Genomic DNA, 20,972 nt, shown 5'->3' with positions numbered 1-20,972 from the left:
CTTAACTCATTTAGTGGCCGCGTTGATGCCCTGGGCGGTGTGGCCAGCCTGCAGGGCCACGAACTCGGCCTGCCGGGCGCGCACGCGCACTTCGTCGCGGGCCGGCATGTCCATCCGAATCTGCTTCACCTGGTCGTTCAGGCGCTGGTACACGGCGCGGGCGTAGTCCCAGTCGCGGTCGGTCCAGGTGGCGCGTTGGGCGCGGGTTTCGCGCACCAGCTGGCCGTAGGCGGCGGGCAGGTCCTGCGGCGTGAGGGCGTTGATTTGGCCGTTGTAGGGGCCCATCAATTTCGCCTCCATGGCCAGCTGCTGGCGCGGGTCGAGGGGCCGGGCGCGGCGCAGGCGGTTGGCGGCGTCGTAGCGGGCGGTGGCTTTGCCCACGCGGGCCAGCTTCTGCGCCGCGGTGCGGGTAATCGTATCCAGCTCGCGGACGCTTTCGCGGGCCACTTCCTGTCGCTCGCGGGGCGTCGAGTCGCAGCTGGTGAGCAGTAGTGCGGCTACCAGCAGGCCCGATAGTCTGGTAGGGGCCGCTGCTGATTTTTCAAACCGAAGTGTCATTCCGTAGGGCAGTAAGGTGAGGGGCTAAGTAGCTGGTGATGAGTTGGGAATAGCCGCCAGAGTAGCTGCGTTGCCGGCCTGGCCGGCCTTCCGTCGCTCCGAACCAGGTCCGTCGCACATCCTGCTTCTACGGCTGAGCCAGCCGAAAGGTAAGCGTGAGCTCATACTCTACGGGCACGGGCTGGGTGCCCACCAGGGCCGGAACCCACTCGTTGGGAATTGTTTTGGCTACCCGCAATGCTTCCTGGTCGCAGCCGCCCCCAATGCTGCGCAGCACGCGGTAGCCACTGGCCTGCCCCTGCGTATCGATGGCAAACCCAATGGTGACCTTGCCCTGAATATTCCGTTCCTGAGCCTCCAATGGGTAGTTTAGCTGCGCAGTGTAGGCTGCCAGGGCCGCATCGCCGCCAATAAACAGGGGTGGCCGGTCCACGAGGCGGCGCTTCCACTGGCCCGCGCTCACTTCCGTGTTGTAGGCTACTTCCTCAATGGGCCGGTAGTACAGCAAGGTGCTGGTGGTGTGGTCGTAGCGCTGCACCACTACTTTTTCTTTCGAGGGCGTGATGCCGTAGTACTCCCACACACCCACTTTAACGCGACGTTCGAGCTGGCCGCTGGCCCATTTACTGGTATACGCCTTCTGAGCCCTGACATTGGTAGTTAAGCAGGCCAGTAAAATTGTCTGAAGAACAGCGAGTATATAAATTTTCATAGTCTGGCAGAGGATGAAAAAAAGAAAAAAGGCACCGACCGGTCGCCCCCAATCGATTGGGAAGGAAAGGTAGTGAATAGTTTCTTTTCCCCTGCCAGCTTAGGCCGGTGTTTCGCCCTCCTCCAGTCGTTCCTGCAAGCTCAGCTGCTGGGCGCGCAAGCCAGGCAGGCTCGGGCAAACGGTTGATAATGTGTTTAATGTGCTCAGGGCGTGGCGATAGTCGCCCAGTTCGCGCAAAATGGCGGCCCGGCCCCACAGCGCCCCAAAATGCCGGGGTTCGCGGCGCAGGGTTTCGGCGATATCAGCCAGGGAAGCACGGTGCTCGCCGCGCACGTAATGGGCCGTGGCCCGCTTGTTCCAGGCTTCGGTAAAATCGGGATTGAGTAGGATTATTTTAGTGAATTGTCGGATTGCCAAAGCAAGGTCATCGGCCTGCATGGCCCGCATCCCAACTTCCATTTCCTTGTCGAGCGCCCCGTCTCCGCTGTGCAGCCACAGCTGCCAGATACCATTCTGCAGGGCCTCAATCTCGGCCGGCGCGGTGGCCAGCCGCAGGCGGGCAAACAGGTCGTTGAGCATAGTTGAGTAGTTATAGCATTGATAAATACGAACAAAAACGTCGGGCTCATCTGACGTAAAAGCCAGCGCTAAAACAGCTCGCGGGCCACTTTGCGGATGCTTTCCGCCTTGCCCATGGAGTAGTAGTGCAGGCAGGGCACGCCGTGGGCCATGAGCTCGCGGCTCTGGTTGATGCACCACTCGATGCCGATGGCGCGAACCGCCTCGCTGTCGCGGCACTGGCTGATGGCTTCGGCCAGCGCCTCCGGAATGTTGAGGAAAAAAGTCCTTGGCAGCATGGTGAGCTGGCTTTTGGTGGTCATCGGTTTCAGGCCGGGGATAATGGGCACGGTGATGCCCGCCTCGCGGCAGCGCCGCTCAAATTTGAAAAATTCCTCGTTGTCGAAAAACATCTGGGTCACGATGTAGTCGGCACCGCGGTCCACCTTGTGCTTCAGGAAGCGCATGTCGGAAGTGTAGTTGGGGGCTTCGAAGTGCTTTTCGGGGTAGCCGGCCGTGCCGATGCAGAAGTTGGTAGCCCAGGTGTCGTCCTGCGCCTCGTCGAGATAAGCGCCCTTGTTGAGGTCGGCTACCTGCCCAATCAGGTCGCAGGCGTAGGCGTGGCCGTCGGGCTCGGGCTTGAAGTGGCCCTCGGTTTTGATGGGGTCGCCGCGCAGGGCCAGCACGTTATCGATGCCCAGAAAGTGCAGGTCAATCAGCGCATTCTCGGTTTCCTCTTTATTGAAGCCTCCGCAGATGAGGTGGGGCACGGTGTCCACGTCGAAGCGGTTTTTGATGGCCGCGCAGATGCCCACCGTGCCGGGGCGGCGGCGCACGGTTTTCTTTTCCAGCAGGCCGTTGGGGTGGTGGCGGTACACGTATTCCTCGCGGTGGTAGGTCACGTCGATGAACGGCGGCTTGAACTCCATCAGCGGCTCAATATTCGAGAAGAGCGTGAGGATGTTCTCGCCTTTTTTGGGCGGGAGAACTTCGAAAGAGAAGAGGGTTTTATCAACGGCCTGGGCCAGGTGTTCGGTAACTTTCATATAGTAGCGCGGACTTTGTAGTCCGCGTCCGGAATAATTGTGGCACGGCTGAAGCAGCCGCAGTTGAAGTAGTTGCAATACACGGACTGCAAAGTCCGCGCTACTTCGGTTCGTAGTTCAGGTTCGGCATCAGCCAGCGTTCCAACTCGGGCAATGCCATGTGCTTGCGCCGGGCGATGTCGGCCACTTGGTCGACGCCAATTCGGCCCAGGCCAAAATACCGCGAATCCGGGTGGGCGTAGTACATGCCGCTCACCGACGAGGCCGGGTACATGGCCAGGTTTTCGGTCAACGAAATGCCGGTTTTGCCTTCCGCGTCGAGCAGGTCAAACAAGGTGATTTTCTCGGTGTGGTCGGGGCAGCCGGGGTAGCCGGGGGCGGGACGCACGCCCCGGTACTTCTCCTGAATGAGGTCGTCGCCGGTCAGGTGCTCGTCGGGGGCGTAGGCCCAGAACTCGCGGCGCACCCGCTCGTGCAGGCGCTCGGCGAAGGCCTCGGCCAGGCGGTCGGCCAGGGCCTTCACCATGATGCTGGAGTAGTCGTCGTGGTCGGCCTCAAACTGCTCAATCAGCTTTTCGATGCCGATACCGGCCGTGACGGCGAACCCGCCCAGGTAGTCGGCCCGGCCCGATTCTTTCGGGGCCAGGAAGTCGGAGAAGGCAATATTGGGGATTTTCGGGCCTTTCTCGCCCTGCTGGCGCAGCGTGAAAAACTCGGCGGCTACCGCGTCGCGCGAGTCATCGGCGTAAATTTCGATGGTGTCATACCCAACGGTATTGGCCGGCCAGAAGCCCAGCACGGCGCGGGCCGTGAGCAGCTTCTCATCAATGATTTTGGTGAGCATGGCCTGCGCATCCTCAAACAGCCGGGTGGCGGCTTCGCCCAGCGTGGCATCTTCCAGAATGCGCGGGTAGCGGCCTTTCAGCTCCCAGGTGTGGAAGAAGGGCGTCCAGTCGATGTAGCGGGCCAGCTCGGCGAGGTCGTAGTCTTCCAGCATTTTCGTGCCGAGGAAGGTGGGTTTGGTAATCGAAACCGTGTCCCAGTCCGACTTGACGCCGTTGGCGCGGGCGGCCTCGATGCTCAGGTAGCTTTTGTCGCGCTGGCGGCTGGCGTAGTCGGCGCGCAGGGTGGTGTAGTCGTCGGCCACGGTCTGGGCGTAGGCCTGTTCGCCCGAGCCGAGCAGGGCGGCCGCCACGCCCACCGAGCGCGAGGCATCGTTGACGTGCACCACCGGGCCGCTGTAGGTGGGCGCGATTTTCACGGCCGTGTGCAGGCGCGAAGTGGTGGCCCCGCCAATGAGCAGGGGGATTTTCATGCCGCGCTTCTGCATGGCCTGGGCCACGTACACCATCTCATCCAGGCTGGGCGTGATGAGGCCGGAGAGGCCGATAACGTCCACGTTTTGCCGCTGGGCTTCGTCGAGAATGCGCTCCAGCGGCACCATCACGCCGAGGTCCACGATGTCGAAGTTGTTGCAGGCCAGCACCACGCCCACGATGTTCTTGCCGATGTCGTGGACATCGCCCTTCACGGTGGCCATCAGGATTTTGCCGGCCGTCTGGCGCTCCTGGCCGCGCTTGTCGGCCAGCAGGTACGGTTCGAGGTAGGCCACGGCCTTCTTCATCACGCGGGCCGATTTCACCACCTGCGGCAGGAACATTTTGCCGGCTCCAAACAGGTCGCCCACCACGTTCATGCCGGCCATCAGCGGCCCCTCAATCACCTCCAGCGGCCGGCCCACCTGCTGGCGCACTTCCTCGGTGTCTTCGTCGATGAATTCGGTGATGCCCTTCACCAGCGCGTGCTGGAGCCGGTCCCATACGGGCAGGCTGCGCCAGGCATCGGCCACCACTTCAACCTTGCCTTTTTGCTGCACGGTGTCGGCAAATTCCACGAGGCGCTCGGTGGCATCGGCGCGGCGGTTCAGGAGCACGTCCTCTGCCAATTCGAGCAGGTCCGGCGCGATTTCGTCGTACACACCGAGCTGGCCGGGGTTCACGATGCCCATGTCGAGCCCGGCGCGGATGGCGTGGTAGAGGAAGGCCGTGTGCATGGCCTCGCGCACCACGTCGTTGCCCCGGAAGGAGAAGCTGATGTTCGAAATACCGCCGCTGGTGAGCGCACCGGGCAGGTGGCCCTTAATCCAGCGCACGGCCTCAATGAAGTCGATAGCGTAGTTGCGGTGCTCGTCCATGCCCGTGCCCACGGTCAGGATGTTGGGGTCAAAAATGATGTCGGAAGGGTCGAAGCCCACCTCGTGCACCAGAATATCGTAGCTGCGCTGGCAGATTTCCTGGCGGCGTTCCAGCGAGTCGGCCTGGCCGTTTTCGTCGAAGGCCATCACCACCACGGCCGCGCCGTACTGGCGCACCGTGCGGGCGTGGGCCCGGAACACGTCCTCGCCCTCTTTCAGCGAAATCGAGTTGACAATGCTCTTGCCCTGCACGCACTTCAGACCGGCTTCGAGCACGCTCCACTTCGAGGAGTCAATCATCACGGGCACCCGCGCGATATCGGGCTCCGAGGCAATGAGGTGCAGGAAGGTCGTCATCACCTGCTCCGAGTCGAGCATGCCCTCGTCCATGTTGATGTCGATGACCTGCGCGCCTTCTTCCACCTGCAGGCGGGCCACGGCCAGGGCTTCCTCATACGCCCCCGTGCGGATGAGGCGGGCAAAAGCGCGCGAGCCGGTCACGTTGCAGCGCTCGCCCACGTTCACGAAGAGGCTGTCGGCGGCGATGTTGAAGGGTTCGAGACCGGACAGCCGCGTGGCGATTGAGTTAGAAGTTAAAAGTGAAGAGTTAAAACCTACAACTGGTTTTTCTCCGGATTTTAACTCTTCACTTTTAACTTTTAACTGTTTCAACTCCCTTGGCTTATACTTCTTCGCCAAACGGCTCAATTCCGCGATGTGCTGTGGGGTCGTCCCACAACACCCGCCCACTACCGTCACGATGCCTTCCTTCAGATAATCCTCCACCAGCGCGGCAAATTCTTCCGCCGATTCATCGTAGCCGCCGAAGGCGTTGGGCAGGCCGGCGTTGGGGTAGGCCGAAATATGCACGTCGGAAATGCGGCTCAGCTCCTGCACGTACTGGCGGAGCTGGTCGGCCCCGAGGGCGCAGTTCAGGCCCACGCTCAGCAGCGGCAGGTGGCGGATGGAGTTCCAGAACGCCTCCACCGTCTGGCCCGAGAGGGTACGGCCCGAGGCATCGGTGATGGTGCCCGAAATCATGAGCGGCACCACCCGGCCGCCTTCGTCGAAGAATTTCTGCACGGCATATAGCGCAGCCTTGGCGTTCAGCGTGTCGAAGATGGTTTCGATGAGCAGTGTGTCTACGCCGCCATCCACGAGGCCGCGCACCTGCTCCAGGTAGGCGGTGGCCAGCTCATCAAAGGTCACGGCGCGGAAACCGGGACGATTCACATCGGGCGAGAGCGAGGCGGTGCGGTTGGTGGGGCCCACCGCGCCGGCCACGAAGCGCGGCTGCTCGGGCGTGGCGTATTCGTCGGCCGCCTCGCGGGCCAGGCGGGCCGACTCGTAGTTCAATTCGTACACGACGTGTTCCAGGCCGTAGTCGGCCTGGGCGATGGTGGTGCCGCTAAAGGTGTTGGTTTCCACCATGTCGGCCCCGGCGGCGAAGTATTCGGCGTGGATGCCCTTGATGATATCCGGCCGGGTCAGCGAGAGCAGGTCGTTGTTGCCGCGCAGGGGCTTGGGGTGGTCGGCGAAGCGGGTGCCGCGAAAATCCTCCTCCGTCAGCGGGTACCGCTGAATCATGGTGCCCATCGCGCCGTCGAGAATCAGCAGGCGCTGGCGCAGGATTTCGGGGAGGCTGTGGCGCGAGGCTAACGCTTCGCGCTGGGGAACGGCTTTCGGAAGGGTAGGGGCGGAGACGGACATTTCTTTCTGGGTCGAATAACAGCGTACGGACGCGTATCCAGAAAGAAACCCATGCGCAGGCGCACGGTTCCGGCTGTCATCTTCTTCCACCAAAAAAAACGCGGTGAAACGGGAGTTGGCACCTACTCGTGGTAGGTTGCCAAGACGTCATCGGGCCCGGTCCCTCGGTCTTTCTGGATAGCAGCGTAGCACGAAGATACGACGCGAAAAAATTGTAGCGCGAAGCGGTGCTTCGCGTCCCCGCGCCGTTAAAACCGCCGAACCGTTGCGACCTGCGCGGCGACGCGAAGCACCGCTTCGCGCTACAGCCCCCAGGCCGGCCACACGCTGCCCGCCGGAAACACCGCCACCTCCGGCGGCAGCTCCAGAAACGCGGTGGCCCCCACCAGCCCGGCCAAATCACCGGAGCCGCCCACCCGCAGCGGCGTGGCCAGCCGGCGACCTTCATCGTCTACCGTCAGGCCCACGGGCACGAAATGGGTCAGCGGGGGCTTAAAATTAATTTCGACGGTGAGCACGGCGGGCATCGGCGCTTCAACAGCCGCGGCAGCCGCTTCCGCATCAGCGGGCTGCTGCACCGCCCGGAGCCAGGGGCGCACGTAACGGCAGGCCGTGAGGAAGGTGGACACCGGGTTGCCGGGCAGGCCGAACACCACCGGCCCGCCGGCCCGCGCCCCAAACCACATCGGCTTGCCGGGGCGCTGGTTCACTTCGTGGAAAATCTCGACCACCCCCAGCTCGCGCAGCAGGCCGGGTAGGTGGTCGGCGCGGCCCTTGCTCACGGCCCCACTCAGCACCACGGCATCGAAGCCGGCGGCGAGGATATTGGTGAGGCCGGTGCGCAATTCCTCCCGGTCGTCGGGCAGGTGAAACAGCGAAACATCGGCCCCGGCCTGGGCAAATAGCGCCTGCAAGGCATAGGCGTTGGACCGCCGAATCTGGTGCGCCAGGGGCATCTGGTTGATGCCCACCAGCTCATCGCCGGTGCTCACCACGGCCACGCGCGGGGCACGGGATACCATCATTTCGGCGGCCCCCACGGTGGCGGCAATGGCCAGCTCGGCGGGGCCCAGGCGGGTGCCGGGCCGGAGCAGGGCGTCGCCCCGGCGGCGGTCGGCGGCCTGGCGGTGGATGTTGACGCCGGGCGCTTCGGGCGAAGGAATCTGGATGGTGGCGCGGTTGTCGGCCAGCAGAATATCCTCGTAGCGAATAACCGCATCGGTGCCGGGTGGCAGCACCGCCCCGGTCATTACCTCAATGGCGTTGTGCGGGTTTTGCAGCGCCTGGGCGGGCGCGCCGGCGTACTGGGTATGCTCGATGGCAAACTCCGTCTGGCCCCCGGCCCAGGCGGCGTGCACCACCGCAATACCATCCATGGCCACCCGGTTGAAGGGCGGAAAGTCGCGGTCGGCCACGAGGGTTTCGGCCAGCACGCGGCCATTGGCGTGGGGCAGGGCCACGGTTTCGGGAGCGAGCGGGCGGGCGGTGGCCAGCACGCGGGCAACGGCTTCGGCGACAGTGAGCATACTTTCAGTGAGCAATTAGCAGTGAACAGTGAACAGTTTGTGGAGCGCGCGTCGGTAGTTTGCGCAGCGGAAGGTAGCAGACAGATGCTGAGTTATGCCCGTATTTTTGACAAACACAGCCCCACCACAGCTGTTCACTACTAACTGTTCACTACTAACTGTTCACTGTTCACTCAAAAAATGAATTTCACCCACGTCAACGCCGCCAACCAGCCCACGATGGTTGATGTGGGGGCCAAGCCGCCCACCCGCCGCGTGGCCGTGGCCCACTGCCGCGTGGTGCTGGGCGCGGAGCTGCTGGGCCGCGTGCAGGCCGGCGAAATGCCCTCGCACAAAGGCCCGGTTATCCACACGGCTATCCTGGCGGGCATTATGGGGGCCAAGCGCACCTCGGAGCTCATCCCGCTCTGTCACCCGCTGGGGCTGGATGACTGCAAAATCATCATCGAGCCTGACGGCCCCGATGCCCTGCGCGTGGAATGCACCGCCGTGGTCACGGGCCGCACCGGCGTGGAGATGGAGGCCCTGACCGGGGCCACCGTCGCCGCCCTCACCATCTACGACATGTGCAAGGCCTTTTCGCACGACATTACCATTGAAGGCGTGCAGCTCATCGCCAAAACCGGCGGCAAGCGTGACTTCCTTCGTTCCGAAAATTCGTAAATTCCAGCATGGATAGTCTTTCAAACTCGACTGTAAAACGAACGAAGCACGCCGCCCTGGCCCGGCCCGATATGGGCGAATTCGGCCGGCACGAGCTGGCGATACTGGGCGCGCCCTGCGGCGATATTCAGGCCCTGGTGGCGCATCTGCTGCCGCTTCTGGCCCCCGACCTGCGCGTGGCCTACGTCGACGCCGACCACGCCGCTGGCGATGCGTCCGCCGACGCTCAGGACTCGCTGGCTACGGAGCCCCGCCCCGCGCCTTACGTGGCCGAAAATGGCCTTTCGGCAGAGCTGGTCGATAAAATAACCTACCGCCAGCTCAACCTGACGCGGGCGCTGGATAAGTTTTCGCAGCCCGAGCTGCTGGCCCACGAAAGTGTGGTGCTGGTGAACGGCAACCACTTCCGCGCCCGCCAGCAGGTCGTCATCGTCGACCCGCGCAAGCCGCTGGACAAGAAGCTCGACCGCCTCACCGACGTGCGCCTGATTCTCCTCACCGAAGGCCAGACCGAGCTGCCCGCCGTGCTGGCTGAGCACCTGGCCGCTGCCCCGCTGCCTCCCGTACTGCGCCTGGCCGATACGGCCGGCATTGCCGCTTTCATCCGGCAGTGGTATTTGCTGGCGGTGCCGGTGCTGCGCGGCCTCGTGCTGGCCGGCGGCCGCAGCGAGCGCATGCAAACCGACAAGGGTGCCCTGCACTACCATGCCCTCGACCAGCGCCAGCACACGGCCGCGCTGCTCAGCGAGTTTTGCCCCGATGTGCGCGTATCCGTGCGCCCCGACCAGGCCGCCGGCCTGCCCGCCGGCCTCACTCCGCTACCCGATACCTTCCTGAACCTCGGGCCCCTGGGCGGCCTGCTGTCCGCCTTCCAGGCCGACCCCAACGCGGCGTGGCTGGTGCTGGCCTGCGACCTGCCCTTCCTCACCCGCGCCACGCTGGAGTTTTTGGTGACGCACCGGCAAGCCGCGCGGGCGGCCACGGCGCTGCGCAGCCCCTGGAATGACTTCCCCGAGCCGCTGGTCACCATCTGGGAGCCGCGCAGCTACGGACAGCTGCTGCGGTTTCTGGGCCTGGGCTATTCCTGCCCCCGCAAGGCCCTGATTAACTCCGATATTGAGCTGCTGGATGCCCCCGTGCCCGAGGAGCTGCGCAACGTGAACACGCCCGAGGAACGGGCCGCCGCCGAGCAGGAGCTGGTGCGCTGAGCGCGTCGTCGGCGGGCCGCACGGCCAAAAAATATTCGCGCAGTAATTGCCTGAAAGCCTGACTGCCGCCGCGGCCGTCAGGCTTTTTTGTGAGCTTCGGGTATATCTGCGGAAGTGAAAAACGCGTTTGGGGTGCGGGTTGGCACAATTTTCGAACGCCGTTGCCCCGAGGATATCTTTTTACTCACTATAAATTAGATGAAAAAAATCACCATTCTAGCCGCCGCGCTTCTGGCCACGGCCGCCGTTTCATCGGCTCAGGCCCAGAGTGTCCGCTTCGGTTTACGGGCCGGTGCCAACTACTCAAACCTGGCCGGCAATATCAAAAACGAAGACGCCTACAACAACAAAGCCGGCTTCCTGGGCGGCGTGATGGTAAACATCCCGGTGCTCGCCGACAACTTCCTGTCGGTCCAGCCCGAAATCCTGTATTCGCAAAAAGGCTTTGAAAACAAGCCCACGGAATTTACCGGCTTGCTGGGGGCCAAGCAGAAGCGCGAGGGCAACGTGAATTTCAATTACCTCGACGTGCCGATACTACTGAAAATCAACGCTGGCGGCTTCATTGCCGAGGCGGGCCCGCAGTATTCGTACCTGCTGAGCGCCAACGACGAAACCCGCACCACCACCACCACGCCCGCCCTGGGCGGCACGCCCAGCACCACTGAGTCGCAGAGCAAGCGCGACGTGAACGGCCTGAACCGCAACGAGCTGGGCTACGTGGCCGGCGTGGGCTACCAGGCCGACAACGGCCTCAGCCTGAACCTGCGCTACACCGGCGCCTTCAGCGACTTTGTGAAAAGCGACAACAACGCCTACTTCAACGGCGACCTGAAAAACGCCCGTCACTCCGCGTTTCAGCTCTCGCTGGGGTATTTGATTGCGGGCAAGTAGCGCCCGTTCTTAGGAACCTGTCATGCTGAGGCACGAAGCATCTTGTCCCCGCTAAACAAGTGATTGCCGCCAGATAGGATGCTTCGCAAGCTCAGCATGACAACTAGCCACAAAGCCCGATTTCTGCGCAGAAATCGGGCTTTTTCATTAAAATTCAAACGGCTAAGGATGCGCGGCCACCCACTCGGTGCCATCCTCGTATTCCTCACGCTTCCAGATGGTTACCATCTGCTTCAGCGTGTCGATGATGTATTGGCAGGCGGCGAAGCTTTCGGCGCGGTGTGGGGTGGCTACGGCTACTACCACGGCCACATCGCCGAGGGCCAGGGTGCCTTTGCGATGTACCACGGCCACTTCCTGCAGCATGGGCCACTTCTCGTAGGCCTGGGCCACCACGTGGCCGAGCTGGGTCAGGGCCATGCTGTCGTAGGACTCGTAGTGCAGCCGGCGTACCGGGCGGCCACCCGACTGGTTGCGCACCGTGCCGATGAAGGAATTTACAGCTCCGGCCGTTTCGGTTTGCACGGCGGCCAGGGCGGCGGCCACGTCAATCGGCTGGTCGGTAATGGCGAGGTGAGGGGTCATATGAGTAGTAGCGCGGACTTTGCAGTCCGCGAGTGCGCGCCGTCAAAGGCTGATTCAGTGTTGTTCAGGCCCGCGGACTACAAAGTCCGCGCTACATCAGCCGCCGGCTACGGGCGGGATGAGGGCAATTTCGTCGGTCGTGTGCAGGGCCAGGTCGTGGGCGGCGTACTCATTGTTCACGGCTACGGCGCAGCTGCGCAGCTCGCCCAGGGCGGGGTATTGTTTGCGCAGCTCATCGAGCAGAGCCCCCACGGTGGCGGGCGCAGGGGCGGGCAGCTCAATGACGGACGTACCCACAATCTCGCGGGTGATGCCGAATAAGGCGATTTTTAAAGACATATCTTCGGCGTAGATTTTAGACAAAAACCAGCGGGCGGGAGGCATTCAGGCCCAGGCACTGCCTGAGAGATGAACACCTTTTCTTAATCGAGGGTTTACCGCAAGCCGGCTGTCTTACGTACAGCCCGACAAAATTGGTGATAAACGTGCTTCCATCCTTGCTCTCCCCGGCTGTACCGCCGGCCGTCACGCCTCTCTTCGACCAGCACGGCCGGCCGCTGGAGTACCTGCGCCTGGCCGTGACGGACCGCTGCAACCTGCGCTGCTTCTACTGCATGCCCGAAGAAGGCATCAAGTACATGCCCAAGCAGGAGCTGCTGACCTACGAGGAAATGCTACGCCTGACCAGCCTGCTGGCTACTATGGGCGTGCGCAAAGTGCGCCTGACCGGTGGCGAGCCCTTCGTGCGGCGCGACCTGGTGCCCTTCATGGAGCGCCTGGCCCAGCTGCCGGGAATCGACGACATCAGCCTGACAACCAACGGGGTGCTCACCGCGCCGCACGTGCCCACCCTGGCCCGCCTGGGCGTGAAGGCCGTGAACCTGAGCCTCGACACGCTGGACCGGGCCCGCTTCGCCAGCATCACGCGGCGCGACGAGCTGCCGCGCGTTATGGAAACGTTTCATGCGCTGCTGGAGGCCGGAATTCAGGTGAAAATCAACGCTGTGGTGATGGACGGGCAGAACATCGACGACCTTGTTTCGCTGGCCGACCTCAGCCGCAATTTGCCGGTTGATGTGCGCTTCATCGAGGAAATGCCCTTCAATGGTGGCAGCCACGAAGCCGGCCCGGCCTCGCTGCCGTGGAACCACATCCGCATTCGCCAGCATCTGGAGCAGCATTTTGGTGCCCTGACGCCGGTTACGATGGCGGCCGGGGCCACCGCTTCGGAATACCGCATTGCCGGGCACCAGGGCACGGTGGGCATCATTGCGGCGTATTCGCGCACCTTTTGCGGCACCTGCAACCGTCTGCGCCTTACGGCCGAAGGCGGCATCAAAACCTGCCTCTACGACCAGGGCGTGCTCGATACCCGCGCCCTGCTGCGCGGCGGCGCTTCGGATGCGGAGATTGTGGCGGCGCTGAGTGATGCTTTCCGCTACCGAGCGGCCAATGGGTTTGAGGCCGAGCGGCAGCGGCCCCTGCACCAGCTCAGCTTCGAGAGCATGGCCACGATTGGGGGGTAGCAGACCCGTTTTTAGAACATGGTATTCTCGTTCTGCGCCATTTCCGGCACTACTTGCAGCACGTCCCAGTGCTCCACGATTTTGCCGATGGCATCGAAACGGAAGATGTCGATACCGGCGTAGTCGTGGCCGCCGGGCCAGGTTTGGTGGCAGTGCAGCACCACCAGGTCGGCCTCGGCCACGGCGCGCACTATGTGCACGTGCTTGCCGGGGTATTCGGCCTGCATTCGCAGGAAATACGTGAGGAAGCCCAGCTGGCCGTCGCGCACGTGCGGGTTGTGCTGAATGTACTCGTCGCCCACGTAGCGGGCCAGTGCCTCGGCCGGTTGGCAGTCGTTGAACATCGGCTCATGTAAGGCAATATTAGTCTGCTTGTTATGGTTGGTCGGGCTCATGGTGTCGGGCGAAAACGTTTGCTGAAAGATGGACGGAGATTTGAGGCATGAGGCAACTTCTGGCGGCGGCCGGGCGTTGCGGGTGCTTATTTTTGGCTTACTCAAAAACCCGATGGGTTGGGCAGTAGCGGGCCACCGGCAACCTATGATTTCATTGACTACTTCAACCGGGCATATTTCCCGCAAAACCCACCGGCTGGCCGTAGGCGCCTTATTCTTTCTGCTGGGCCTGTGCTTTGCCAGCTGGGCCTCGCGCATTCCGAGCGTGCAGCAAACGATGGGCATATCGGAGGCCGGGCTGGGCGGCGTGCTGCTGGCCATTCCGCTGGGGCAGCTGGTGTCGCTGCCGCTGGCCGGGTGGCTGGTGGCCAGGGAAGGCAGCCGCAAAGTGGTGCTGTGGGGCGTGCTGCTCTACGCCGCCGCGCTGGTGGGCCTGGGCTGGGCCGCCAACCTCTACCAGCTGCTGCCGTGCCTGGTTCTTTTCGGCATCGGGGGCAACCTGACCAATATTTCGGTACCCAGGCCGTGGGCGTGGAGCGGCTGTACAAGCACAAGCCCATTATGGCCTCTTTTCATGGGCTGTGGAGCCTGGCCGGGTTCGTGGCGGCGGCCGTGGGCTCGTTTATGATTGGGCACGCGGTGCCGCCGGGCGTGCATTTCGTCTTTATCGCGGTGTTTATTCTGGCCGGGCTGGCGGTGAGCGCCGGCTCCATGGTGCGCGAAGATTCGGGCGTGGACCCCGACCAGCCCATCTTCGTGAAGCCCGACAAGGAGCTGCTGGGGCTGGGGGCCATTGCCTTCTGCGCGCTCATCTGCGAGGGCGCGATGTTCGACTGGAGCGGGGTGTATTTCAAGAAGGTTATTCAAGCTGATAAAGACTGGGTGGGCGCGGGCTACACGGCGTTTATGAGTACCATGGCGCTGGGCCGCTTCGGGGCCGACTGGCTGGCGGGCCGGCTGGGAGCCCGGCGCGTTATCCAGCTCAGCGGGCTGCTCACGGCCACGGGCTTGCTGATTGCGGTGCTGCTGCCCACGCTGGGCACGGCGCTGCTGGGGTTTCTGCTGGTGGGCTTTGGAACGTCGGCGGTAGTGCCGCTGGTGTACTCGGCGGCGGGCAAGTCGACGCGGATGTCGGCCGGTATGGCACTGGCTTCGGTTTCGACTATCGGCTTCTTTGGGTTTTTGCTGGGGCCGCCGGTCATTGGTTTCGTGGCCGGGGCTACCAGCCTGCGGGTGTCGTTCGCGCTCATTGCCCTGATGGGCCTGTGCGTGTCGGCGGTGGCCAGCCGGGTGCGGGTGTAGCTGCTGAGGAAAGGGAAATTGAAGGAGGTTAACGGAAAAAAGAACGGTCATGCTGAACGCAGTGAAGCATCTCTACCGCGCCCTAATCCTAACATTTAAGTTAGTATTGGGGTAGAGATGCTTCGGCTGCGCTCAGCATGACCGTTCTGGTTCAATAAAACCCCATCCAACCCCAAAACTCCCAATGGAAACCGCCCGCCAAGTAACCAAATACGCCTGGGACGATATGCCCAAAGAGCAGCTGTCGGACCAGCTTTCGCGTCGCCTCATCACCGGCGATAAAATGATGCTGGCCCACGTCTACCTCAAAAAAGGCTGCGTCGTGCCGCTGCATCACCACGAAAACGAACAGATTACCTACATCCTCGAGGGAGCCCTGCGCTTTCACATCGGTGCGGAAGATGGCGAGGAAATCATCGTGCGGGCGGGCGAGGTGCTGCACATTCCGTCCAACGTGCCGCACATGGCCGAGGCGCTGGAAGACACGCTCGACGTGGACATTTTCAGCCCGCCCCGCCAGGACTGGCTCGACAAATCGGACGATTACCTGCGCCAGAAATAGCCCCATGAACCTCGGACTGAACGGAAAAATAGCCCTGGTAGCCGCTGCCAGCAAGGGCCTGGGCCGCGCCGTGGCCGAAGAGCTGGCCGCCGAGGGCGCGTCGCTGGTGCTGTGCGCCCGTGGCAACGACGAGCTGCAGGCCACCTGCGCTGCCATCGAAAAAGCCCACGGGGTGCCCGTGCTGGGCATTGCCGCCAATGTGGCCGAGCCCGCCGACGTGGCCCGCGTAGTGCAGGCCGCCTTTGCCCGGTTCGGCCGCGTCGATATTCTGGTAACCAACGCCGGCGGCCCGCCCGCCGGCACCTTCGACGCCTTGAGCCCCGAAGTCTGGCAGGCCGCCACCCAGCTGCTCCTCACCAGCGTGGTGGAGCTGACCCGCGCCGTGCTGCCCGGCATGAAAGAACGAGGCTGGGGCCGCATCCTCAACATCACGTCCATCTCGGTGAAGCAGCCGGTGGCCAACCTGATGCTGTCCAACAGCCTGCGGGCGGCCGTGACGGGCATGGCCCGCACGCTGGCTACCGAGGTGGCCCCGTTCGGCATCACCGTCAACAACATCCTGCCCGGCTACACCCGCACCGAGCGGGTGGTGAGCCTGGCCGAAGCCGCCGCCGCGCGGGAAGGTATTTCCGCTGCCGATGCCACGGCCCGCTGGGAAGCCGAAATCCCGATGCGCCGCTTGGGCGAGCCGCGAGAGTTTGCGGCGCTGGCGGCGTTTCTGTGCTCGGAGCGGGCCAGCTACATCACCGGCACGTCGGTGCCGGTCGATGGGGGCTGGATTCGCTCGCTGCTGTAATCTGGATAGAGCTTGGAACGATGAAAGTAGCCCGTCATGCTGAGCGAAGCCGAAGCATCTCTACCCCAGTAGTAATTATTTACGCTCGCGGTAGAGATGCTTCGGCAAGCTCAGCATGACGTTCCTGTTTTGTTCCCTAAGCCGCAACCCGCCCCGCACCCGTACCTTCGCCCCGTTGGTTCTCGGTTTGATTTCCTTCAATCAGCGGACGGTTTCCGGCCAGAGCTTCGGCTCCGACGGGAATTAAAAGGGAATCGGGTGCAACTCCCGAACAGACGCGCTACTGTGAGTTTCCCGGCCTGAACAGGTCGGAACAGGCCGCCCCATTTATGCCCATTGGCCCGCCCCAGCGGACTGAGAAGGGCGGGGCCGCCCGAAATAAGTCAGGAGACCTGCCGGCCGCCGAGTGATGCTGCCCTCGCGCTTTGGGGCTGGCATCGGCGGTGCCGTGCCGCCGCGCCCTGGGCGCGGCCGGGGTGTGGCGCGGCCGGTGGTTGGCTGCTGAAAACGGGGCTTGAAATCAGGCGAAGGCCCGTTATCGCCTTTTTTAACCCCCAGTTCATGCTTCTTGCCGACCGCATTGCCCGCGCCGAAACGCGCATCTTCAAAGCCGTATTTCCCAACACCACCAACCACTACGATACCCTGTTCGGCGGCACCACGCTCATGCTCATGGACGAGGTGGCTTTCATCGCCGCCACCCGGTTTTCGCGCCTGAAAATGGTAACCGTGTCTTCCGAGCGGGTCGATTTCACGCACCCCATTCCCGGCGGTTCTCTGGTCGAGCTGGTCGCCAGCATCGAGCACGTCGGGAAAACCAGCCTGAAGGTGCGCGTCGAGCTATTCGTGGAGCAGATGTACTCCGACGACCGCCACAAGGCCGTCACGGGCCTGTTCACGTTCGTCGCGGTCGACGAGCACAAGCGGCCTGTGCGGATATTGGAGTAATTGTCAGGTGCTCGTTGTTAGTTGTCAGGCTCAATTGGATATTCTGGAACATCACTGACAACTGACAACGAGCAACCGACAGCTAAAACTTCCCCAGCCCTACCCAGCCGCGCTGCATGGCGTAGTACACGGCCGTGCCCACCAGCAGGCCCACGAGGTAGCCATACGGCAGGCCGGCGCAGAGCAGGCCTACCAGCAGCGTCACCAGCAAATTGGGCCGCTGCCCGCTGATGTCGCGCAGCAGCGTGGCCAGCGACAGCGCCTCGAACAGCAGCAGCACGCCCAGCACCGGCAGCGGAAAAATCTGGACCACCTCGGCAAAGCCCTGGCTGAAAAACAGGCCCATCACCAGGAAAATGCCGCCGTAGATGACCGCCGAGCCACCCGTGCGCGCCCCAAACGCGTAGTGCCCCACCAAACCGCCCGAGCCGTGGCACACCGGAAAGCCACCCAGAAACGGGTTCACCAGGTTCATCAGCGCGTAGGTGAAGCTGATTTGGCGGACGCTGAGCGGACGGTCGGGGAAATGGTCGTGCACCACCTGCCGGGTGGCCAGAATGGAATTGCCGAGCGACAGCGGAATCTGGGGCAGCGCCAGCAGCACGGCCCCGGTGAGGATGTCGGCCGTTTGGGGCAGGTGCCACGTGGGCAGGTGCAGGCCCGCCGCCCGCTGGGCCGTGGCCAAATCGAGCTTGAATATCAGCGCGTAGGCCACGCCCAGGGCAATGACGATGAGCGCCGCCGGCCAGCGCCGGTTGCCAAACAGCAGCACCGTGACGGTGAAGGCCGCCGCCGCCAGCGCGTAGCCCGCCGCCCCGTCCGAGCCCACGTACTTGGTGAGGGCCAGCGTGGCCAGCTGCAGGGCCAGCCCGAACTGAATGCCGCGCACCACTGGCTTGGGCACCAGCCGCGCCAGCCCATCAATCAGCCCGGTTATCGACAGGAAAAACATGCTGATGCCAATGGCCAGCCCGCCCCCGAAAATCACGCGGCCGGGAATCTTCTGGGCAATAACCAGCGCCGCGAAGGCCTTGAGCGGCTGCACGGGCATGGGCATCCGGTACCACAGCCCCGAGAACACCTGCATCAGCCCGAACATAATGAGCACCCCGGCGCTGTCCACGCCCGAGGCGGCGATGACGCCGATGAGCAGCGGCAAGTCGGTACCCAGGTCGCCAAACGCACCGGCCACTTCGTTGCGGTCGAAGCGGATGGCGGGGCGGGCCGGCGGGCCGGGGCGGGGTTCGGTTTGGAGCAGCGTCTTTGGTTCCACGGGGCGAAGGTCGGGGAAGTTGCTGCTCTTCGTCGCGCAATCTGTTTTTGGCCTCGGCAATTATGGAAGACTAATTTTGATGACAACCTTTTCCTGCTCGGACATAATCGGCGGTTGTTCTTAAGGTGTTTGTCGTTTGTTCTCCAGCAGGCGGGCCGTTTCGCTGGCCTGTTCGGCTACCTGGCCCAGGTACTCGCCGCTGGTGTAGTCTTTGCGGAAACGCAGCGGCTTCATGCGCTTGCCCAGCGCCTCCACGGCCTGCTCGTGGTCGAGGGCACCCTCGTTGTGGGCCAGGAAGATGGTGGCCACGCCATTGCCGATGAAGTTGGTGATGGAGCGGGCTTCCGACATAAACCGGTCGACACCCAGCAGCAGGGCCAAACCTTCTACCGGAATCACCTTCATGGCCGTGAGGGTGCTGGCCAGCACCACAAAGCCGCTGCCCGCCACCCCGGCCGCCCCCTTGCTGGTCACCATAAGAATGCCCATCATCGTTAAAATCTGGGCTCCGGATAATTCGATGTGAAACACCTGGGCCAAAAACAGCGTCGAGAGCGAAAGGTAAATAGTCGTGCCGTCGAGGTTAAACGAATAGCCCGTGGGTACCACCAGCCCTACCACCGGCTGGGCGCAGCCCATGCGCTCCAGCTTTTCCATGAGGCCGGGCAGGCCGGCTTCGGAAGAGGAAGTGCCCAGCACAATCAGCAGCTCGGCCTTGATGTACTTGAGAAACGACCACATCCCGATGTTGCAGTAGCGCAGGATGCTGCCCAGAATCAAAAAGACGAATACGGCCATCGTCAGATACACCGTCACCATGAGCTTGCCCAGCGGCAGCAGCGTGGCGATGCCGTACTTGCCAATGGTGAAAGCCATGCCGCCAAACGCCCCGATGGGCGCCAGCAGCATCACCCAGTGCAAGCCCCGGAACACGTACTTCGAGGCTTCCTTCAGAAAGTGAATGATAGGCTTGCGGCCCGCGTACTTGCTGAGCACAATGCCCAGCACAATGGCCACGATGAGCACCTGCAGCGTGAGGTTGTCGGCCAGGAAATGGCCCCACGAAAACTCGCCTGCCCGCTTGGTGAACTCGCCCACTTTATCAGTGCTGAGCTTGCCCACGGCCACGCCATCGCCGGGCCGCACCACCGCCGCCACCGCCACCCCAATCAGCAGCGCCAGCGTGGTCACCACTTCAAAATACAGCAGCGCCTTGCCGCCAATGCGCCCCACCTTCTTCAAATCCCCCATCGTGCTGATGCCGAGCGTGATGGTGAGGAAAATAATGGGGTTGATAAACAGCTTCACCACATTGATAAACTGCTTGCCCAGCGGTTCCATCTGCACGGCGGTGGCGGGCCGGAAGTGGCCCAGCAGCGCCCCGGCCACAATGGCCAGCAGCACCCACAGGGTAAGGTTATGGGTGATTTTTTTCAAGTTCATGACGGCGGGGTGGAGGGATTATTAACTCGTGAGCCACCAGCCCAGCAGGGCCAGCAGCGGCAGCGAAAGCGGAATGCCCAGGCCGACCATCTGGGCGGCCAGGGGTGGGTCGAGGCCGTAGCGGTCGGCCACGACGGCAGCCGTGTTCATCGGACCAATGGCGGCCCCAAGTACGCACAGATTCACGGCCGGGCCGTGTTGCTGGGCCAGGCCGCGGTACACCGCCCACACCAGCAGCGGGGCCAATACCAGCTTGTAGGCCAGCCCCAGGCCGAGCAGCCGGGTTTGGGCCCGGGGCACGGTCAGCTGCATTTGCAGGCCTACCGAGAGCAGGGCGATGACCGGAAACGGGGCGCTGAGCTTTTCGAGTACGCCGCGCACCAGGGCCGGGTGGTGGTAGCCGGCCGCGTGGGCCAGCCCCGCCAGCACGAAGGCCAGAAAAGGCGGAAACCGGACCATGTTGGTGGCCATGGTTCGCCAGGAGGGCTCGCCCGCGCCGTACCACGAGCCCACCACCACGCCCAGCGTAACGCTTATCAGTATCGAGCCGGCCAGGCTCATCACAATGCCCATTTCCAGCCCGGCTTTGCCATACAGCAGCTCAAAAATGGGAAAGCCGACGAACGAAATGCTGCTGATGCCGCCCGTCAGAATCAGGGCTCCCACCGTGCCGCGGGGCAGCGCCAGCCGCCGCCCCACCACGGTGAAAAATACCCATCCGGCCCCAAAAATCAGCCACGGCATGAGCATAGGCAGCAAAAAGCGCTGGTCGAGCCGCGCCTCGGCCAGATGCAGAAACGTAAGGGCCGGCAGAAATACCGTCACCAGCAGCTGATTGAGCACGTTGTGCGCCCCCGCGGGCACCAGCCGCCACCGACGCAACGCTGCCCCCAGGCCCAGGCACGCAAGCAGCAGCAGCAGGTTGGTCATCAGGCGGTTTTCAGAGGGTAGTAGGGTGGGTGGGTAGGAGGGTAGGAGGGTATGGGGGTAGGAGGGTATGGGGGTATGGGGGTAGGAGGGTATGGGGGGGTAGGAGGGTAGGAGGGTATGGGGGGGTAGGAGGGTAGGAGGAA

21 protein-coding genes and 2 riboswitches are annotated in these 20,972 nt (G+C 63.2%); of the genes, 9 read left to right on the top strand and 12 right to left on the bottom strand.

The window, feature by feature from the left end; all coding sequences use genetic code 11:
* Positions 1–6: 6 nt before the first annotated feature.
* The 6 genes from ABD819_RS12950 to ABD819_RS12925 form a co-directional block, all read right to left on the bottom strand.
* Entirely contained in the window at positions 7–558 is a 552-nt protein-coding gene (locus ABD819_RS12950; RefSeq protein WP_345124993.1) for a hypothetical protein, read from the bottom strand.
* A gap of 127 nt (positions 559–685) precedes the next feature.
* Positions 686–1,270 (bottom strand): energy transducer TonB, encoded by a 585-nt coding sequence (locus ABD819_RS12945; RefSeq protein ID WP_345124992.1) that lies wholly within the window; start codon positions 1,268–1,270, stop codon positions 686–688.
* 99 nt (positions 1,271–1,369) lie between these two features.
* Positions 1,370–1,849, bottom strand: coding sequence for a tetratricopeptide repeat protein (locus tag ABD819_RS12940; RefSeq protein ID WP_345124990.1), 480 nt, complete (start codon positions 1,847–1,849; stop codon positions 1,370–1,372).
* 68 nt (positions 1,850–1,917) lie between these two features.
* Positions 1,918–2,874, bottom strand: a complete 957-nt coding sequence (gene metF, locus ABD819_RS12935) for a methylenetetrahydrofolate reductase [NAD(P)H] (RefSeq protein WP_345124988.1) — start codon at positions 2,872–2,874, stop codon at positions 1,918–1,920.
* A gap of 100 nt (positions 2,875–2,974) precedes the next feature.
* Positions 2,975–6,778, bottom strand: a complete 3,804-nt coding sequence (metH, locus tag ABD819_RS12930) for a methionine synthase (protein ID WP_425553991.1) — start codon at positions 6,776–6,778, stop codon at positions 2,975–2,977.
* A 73-nt stretch (positions 6,779–6,851) separates the two neighbouring features.
* Positions 6,852–6,962, bottom strand: a riboswitch (SAM riboswitch).
* A gap of 118 nt (positions 6,963–7,080) precedes the next feature.
* Entirely contained in the window at positions 7,081–8,304 is a 1,224-nt protein-coding gene (locus ABD819_RS12925) for a molybdopterin molybdotransferase MoeA (protein ID WP_345124987.1), read from the bottom strand.
* A gap of 180 nt (positions 8,305–8,484) precedes the next feature.
* Between ABD819_RS12925 and moaC the strand changes: the two genes are divergently transcribed.
* From moaC to ABD819_RS12910, 3 genes are all read left to right on the top strand, one after another.
* Positions 8,485–8,967: a cyclic pyranopterin monophosphate synthase MoaC gene (gene moaC / locus ABD819_RS12920; RefSeq protein WP_345124985.1), complete on the top strand. Its 483-nt coding sequence runs from the start codon at positions 8,485–8,487 to the stop codon at positions 8,965–8,967.
* Between the two features lie 8 nt (positions 8,968–8,975).
* On the top strand, positions 8,976–10,175 hold the full coding sequence (locus ABD819_RS12915; RefSeq protein WP_345124983.1) for an NTP transferase domain-containing protein: 1,200 nt from the start codon (positions 8,976–8,978) through the stop codon (positions 10,173–10,175).
* Between the two features lie 198 nt (positions 10,176–10,373).
* Positions 10,374–11,069: a porin family protein gene (locus ABD819_RS12910; protein WP_345124982.1), complete on the top strand. Its 696-nt coding sequence runs from the start codon at positions 10,374–10,376 to the stop codon at positions 11,067–11,069.
* Between the two features lie 162 nt (positions 11,070–11,231).
* On the opposite strand, the gene ABD819_RS12905 is transcribed toward ABD819_RS12910, so the two are convergent.
* On the bottom strand, positions 11,232–11,654 hold the full coding sequence (locus ABD819_RS12905; RefSeq protein ID WP_345124980.1) for a molybdenum cofactor biosynthesis protein MoaE: 423 nt from the start codon (positions 11,652–11,654) through the stop codon (positions 11,232–11,234).
* A 96-nt stretch (positions 11,655–11,750) separates the two neighbouring features.
* Positions 11,751–11,993, bottom strand: coding sequence for a MoaD/ThiS family protein (locus ABD819_RS12900; protein WP_345124979.1), 243 nt, complete (start codon positions 11,991–11,993; stop codon positions 11,751–11,753).
* Between the two features lie 158 nt (positions 11,994–12,151).
* Between ABD819_RS12900 and moaA the strand changes: the two genes are divergently transcribed.
* Positions 12,152–13,180 (top strand): GTP 3',8-cyclase MoaA, encoded by a 1,029-nt coding sequence (moaA, locus tag ABD819_RS12895; protein ID WP_345124977.1) that lies wholly within the window; start codon positions 12,152–12,154, stop codon positions 13,178–13,180.
* An 11-nt stretch (positions 13,181–13,191) separates the two neighbouring features.
* Here moaA and ABD819_RS12890 read toward each other — a convergent pair whose 3' ends face one another.
* Positions 13,192–13,575: a nuclear transport factor 2 family protein gene (locus ABD819_RS12890; protein ID WP_345124975.1), complete on the bottom strand. Its 384-nt coding sequence runs from the start codon at positions 13,573–13,575 to the stop codon at positions 13,192–13,194.
* 154 nt (positions 13,576–13,729) lie between these two features.
* Here ABD819_RS12890 and ABD819_RS12885 point away from each other — a divergent pair, with 154 nt between their 5' ends.
* From ABD819_RS12885 to ABD819_RS12865, 5 genes are all read left to right on the top strand, one after another.
* On the top strand, positions 13,730–14,203 hold the full coding sequence (locus ABD819_RS12885; RefSeq protein ID WP_345124974.1) for an MFS transporter: 474 nt from the start codon (positions 13,730–13,732) through the stop codon (positions 14,201–14,203).
* On the top strand, positions 14,137–14,877 hold the full coding sequence (locus ABD819_RS12880) for an MFS transporter (RefSeq protein WP_345124972.1): 741 nt from the start codon (positions 14,137–14,139) through the stop codon (positions 14,875–14,877). The genes ABD819_RS12885 and ABD819_RS12880 overlap by 67 nt, the downstream gene beginning before the upstream one ends.
* Before the next feature lie 184 nt (positions 14,878–15,061).
* Positions 15,062–15,439, top strand: a complete 378-nt coding sequence (locus tag ABD819_RS12875; RefSeq protein WP_345124971.1) for a cupin domain-containing protein — start codon at positions 15,062–15,064, stop codon at positions 15,437–15,439.
* A 4-nt stretch (positions 15,440–15,443) separates the two neighbouring features.
* Positions 15,444–16,235: an SDR family oxidoreductase gene (locus ABD819_RS12870; protein ID WP_345124969.1), complete on the top strand. Its 792-nt coding sequence runs from the start codon at positions 15,444–15,446 to the stop codon at positions 16,233–16,235.
* Between the two features lie 192 nt (positions 16,236–16,427).
* Positions 16,428–16,649: riboswitch (cobalamin riboswitch) on the top strand.
* 147 nt (positions 16,650–16,796) lie between these two features.
* Entirely contained in the window at positions 16,797–17,183 is a 387-nt protein-coding gene (locus tag ABD819_RS12865; protein ID WP_345124967.1) for an acyl-CoA thioesterase, read from the top strand.
* 82 nt (positions 17,184–17,265) lie between these two features.
* Here the strand turns inward: ABD819_RS12865 and ABD819_RS12860 are convergent, their stop codons facing one another.
* The 3 genes from ABD819_RS12860 to ABD819_RS12850 form a co-directional block, all read right to left on the bottom strand.
* Positions 17,266–18,456 carry a putative sulfate/molybdate transporter gene (locus ABD819_RS12860; RefSeq protein WP_345124966.1) on the bottom strand — a complete coding sequence of 397 codons (1,191 nt, stop codon included), beginning with the start codon at positions 18,454–18,456 and terminating at the stop codon, positions 17,266–17,268.
* 120 nt (positions 18,457–18,576) lie between these two features.
* Positions 18,577–19,893: a cation:dicarboxylate symporter family transporter gene (locus ABD819_RS12855; RefSeq protein WP_345125070.1), complete on the bottom strand. Its 1,317-nt coding sequence runs from the start codon at positions 19,891–19,893 to the stop codon at positions 18,577–18,579.
* A gap of 27 nt (positions 19,894–19,920) precedes the next feature.
* Complete coding sequence (locus ABD819_RS12850) at positions 19,921–20,829, bottom strand: AEC family transporter (protein ID WP_345124964.1); 909 nt, start codon at positions 20,827–20,829, stop codon at positions 19,921–19,923.
* Positions 20,830–20,972: the final 143 nt, after the last annotated feature.

This window comes from Hymenobacter antarcticus (genome assembly GCF_039539545.1).
Taxonomy (GTDB): Bacteria; Bacteroidota; Bacteroidia; order Cytophagales; family Hymenobacteraceae; genus Hymenobacter; species Hymenobacter antarcticus.
This window is presented reverse-complemented; position numbering and strand designations above follow the sequence as displayed.

Excerpts from the sequence above, each read along its gene's own strand:
- ABD819_RS12950 (WP_345124993.1), bottom strand. The coding sequence starts at position 558 with ATGACACTTCGGTTTGAAAAATCAGCAGCGGCCCCTACCAGACTATCG.
- ABD819_RS12945 (WP_345124992.1), bottom strand. The coding sequence starts at position 1,270 with ATGAAAATTTATATACTCGCTGTTCTTCAGACAATTTTACTGGCCTGC.
- ABD819_RS12940 (WP_345124990.1), bottom strand. The coding sequence starts at position 1,849 with ATGCTCAACGACCTGTTTGCCCGCCTGCGGCTGGCCACCGCGCCGGCC.
- metF (WP_345124988.1), bottom strand. The coding sequence starts at position 2,874 with ATGAAAGTTACCGAACACCTGGCCCAGGCCGTTGATAAAACCCTCTTC.
- metH (WP_425553991.1), bottom strand. The coding sequence starts at position 6,778 with ATGTCCGTCTCCGCCCCTACCCTTCCGAAAGCCGTTCCCCAGCGCGAA.
- ABD819_RS12925 (WP_345124987.1), bottom strand. The coding sequence starts at position 8,304 with ATGCTCACTGTCGCCGAAGCCGTTGCCCGCGTGCTGGCCACCGCCCGC.
- moaC (WP_345124985.1), top strand. The coding sequence starts at position 8,485 with ATGAATTTCACCCACGTCAACGCCGCCAACCAGCCCACGATGGTTGAT.
- ABD819_RS12915 (WP_345124983.1), top strand. The coding sequence starts at position 8,976 with ATGGATAGTCTTTCAAACTCGACTGTAAAACGAACGAAGCACGCCGCC.
- ABD819_RS12910 (WP_345124982.1), top strand. The coding sequence starts at position 10,374 with ATGAAAAAAATCACCATTCTAGCCGCCGCGCTTCTGGCCACGGCCGCC.
- ABD819_RS12905 (WP_345124980.1), bottom strand. The coding sequence starts at position 11,654 with ATGACCCCTCACCTCGCCATTACCGACCAGCCGATTGACGTGGCCGCC.
- ABD819_RS12900 (WP_345124979.1), bottom strand. The coding sequence starts at position 11,993 with ATGTCTTTAAAAATCGCCTTATTCGGCATCACCCGCGAGATTGTGGGT.
- ABD819_RS12890 (WP_345124975.1), bottom strand. The coding sequence starts at position 13,575 with ATGAGCCCGACCAACCATAACAAGCAGACTAATATTGCCTTACATGAG.
- ABD819_RS12880 (WP_345124972.1), top strand. The coding sequence starts at position 14,137 with ATGGCCTCTTTTCATGGGCTGTGGAGCCTGGCCGGGTTCGTGGCGGCG.
- ABD819_RS12875 (WP_345124971.1), top strand. The coding sequence starts at position 15,062 with ATGGAAACCGCCCGCCAAGTAACCAAATACGCCTGGGACGATATGCCC.
- ABD819_RS12870 (WP_345124969.1), top strand. The coding sequence starts at position 15,444 with ATGAACCTCGGACTGAACGGAAAAATAGCCCTGGTAGCCGCTGCCAGC.
- ABD819_RS12865 (WP_345124967.1), top strand. The coding sequence starts at position 16,797 with ATGCTTCTTGCCGACCGCATTGCCCGCGCCGAAACGCGCATCTTCAAA.
- ABD819_RS12850 (WP_345124964.1), bottom strand. The coding sequence starts at position 20,829 with ATGACCAACCTGCTGCTGCTGCTTGCGTGCCTGGGCCTGGGGGCAGCG.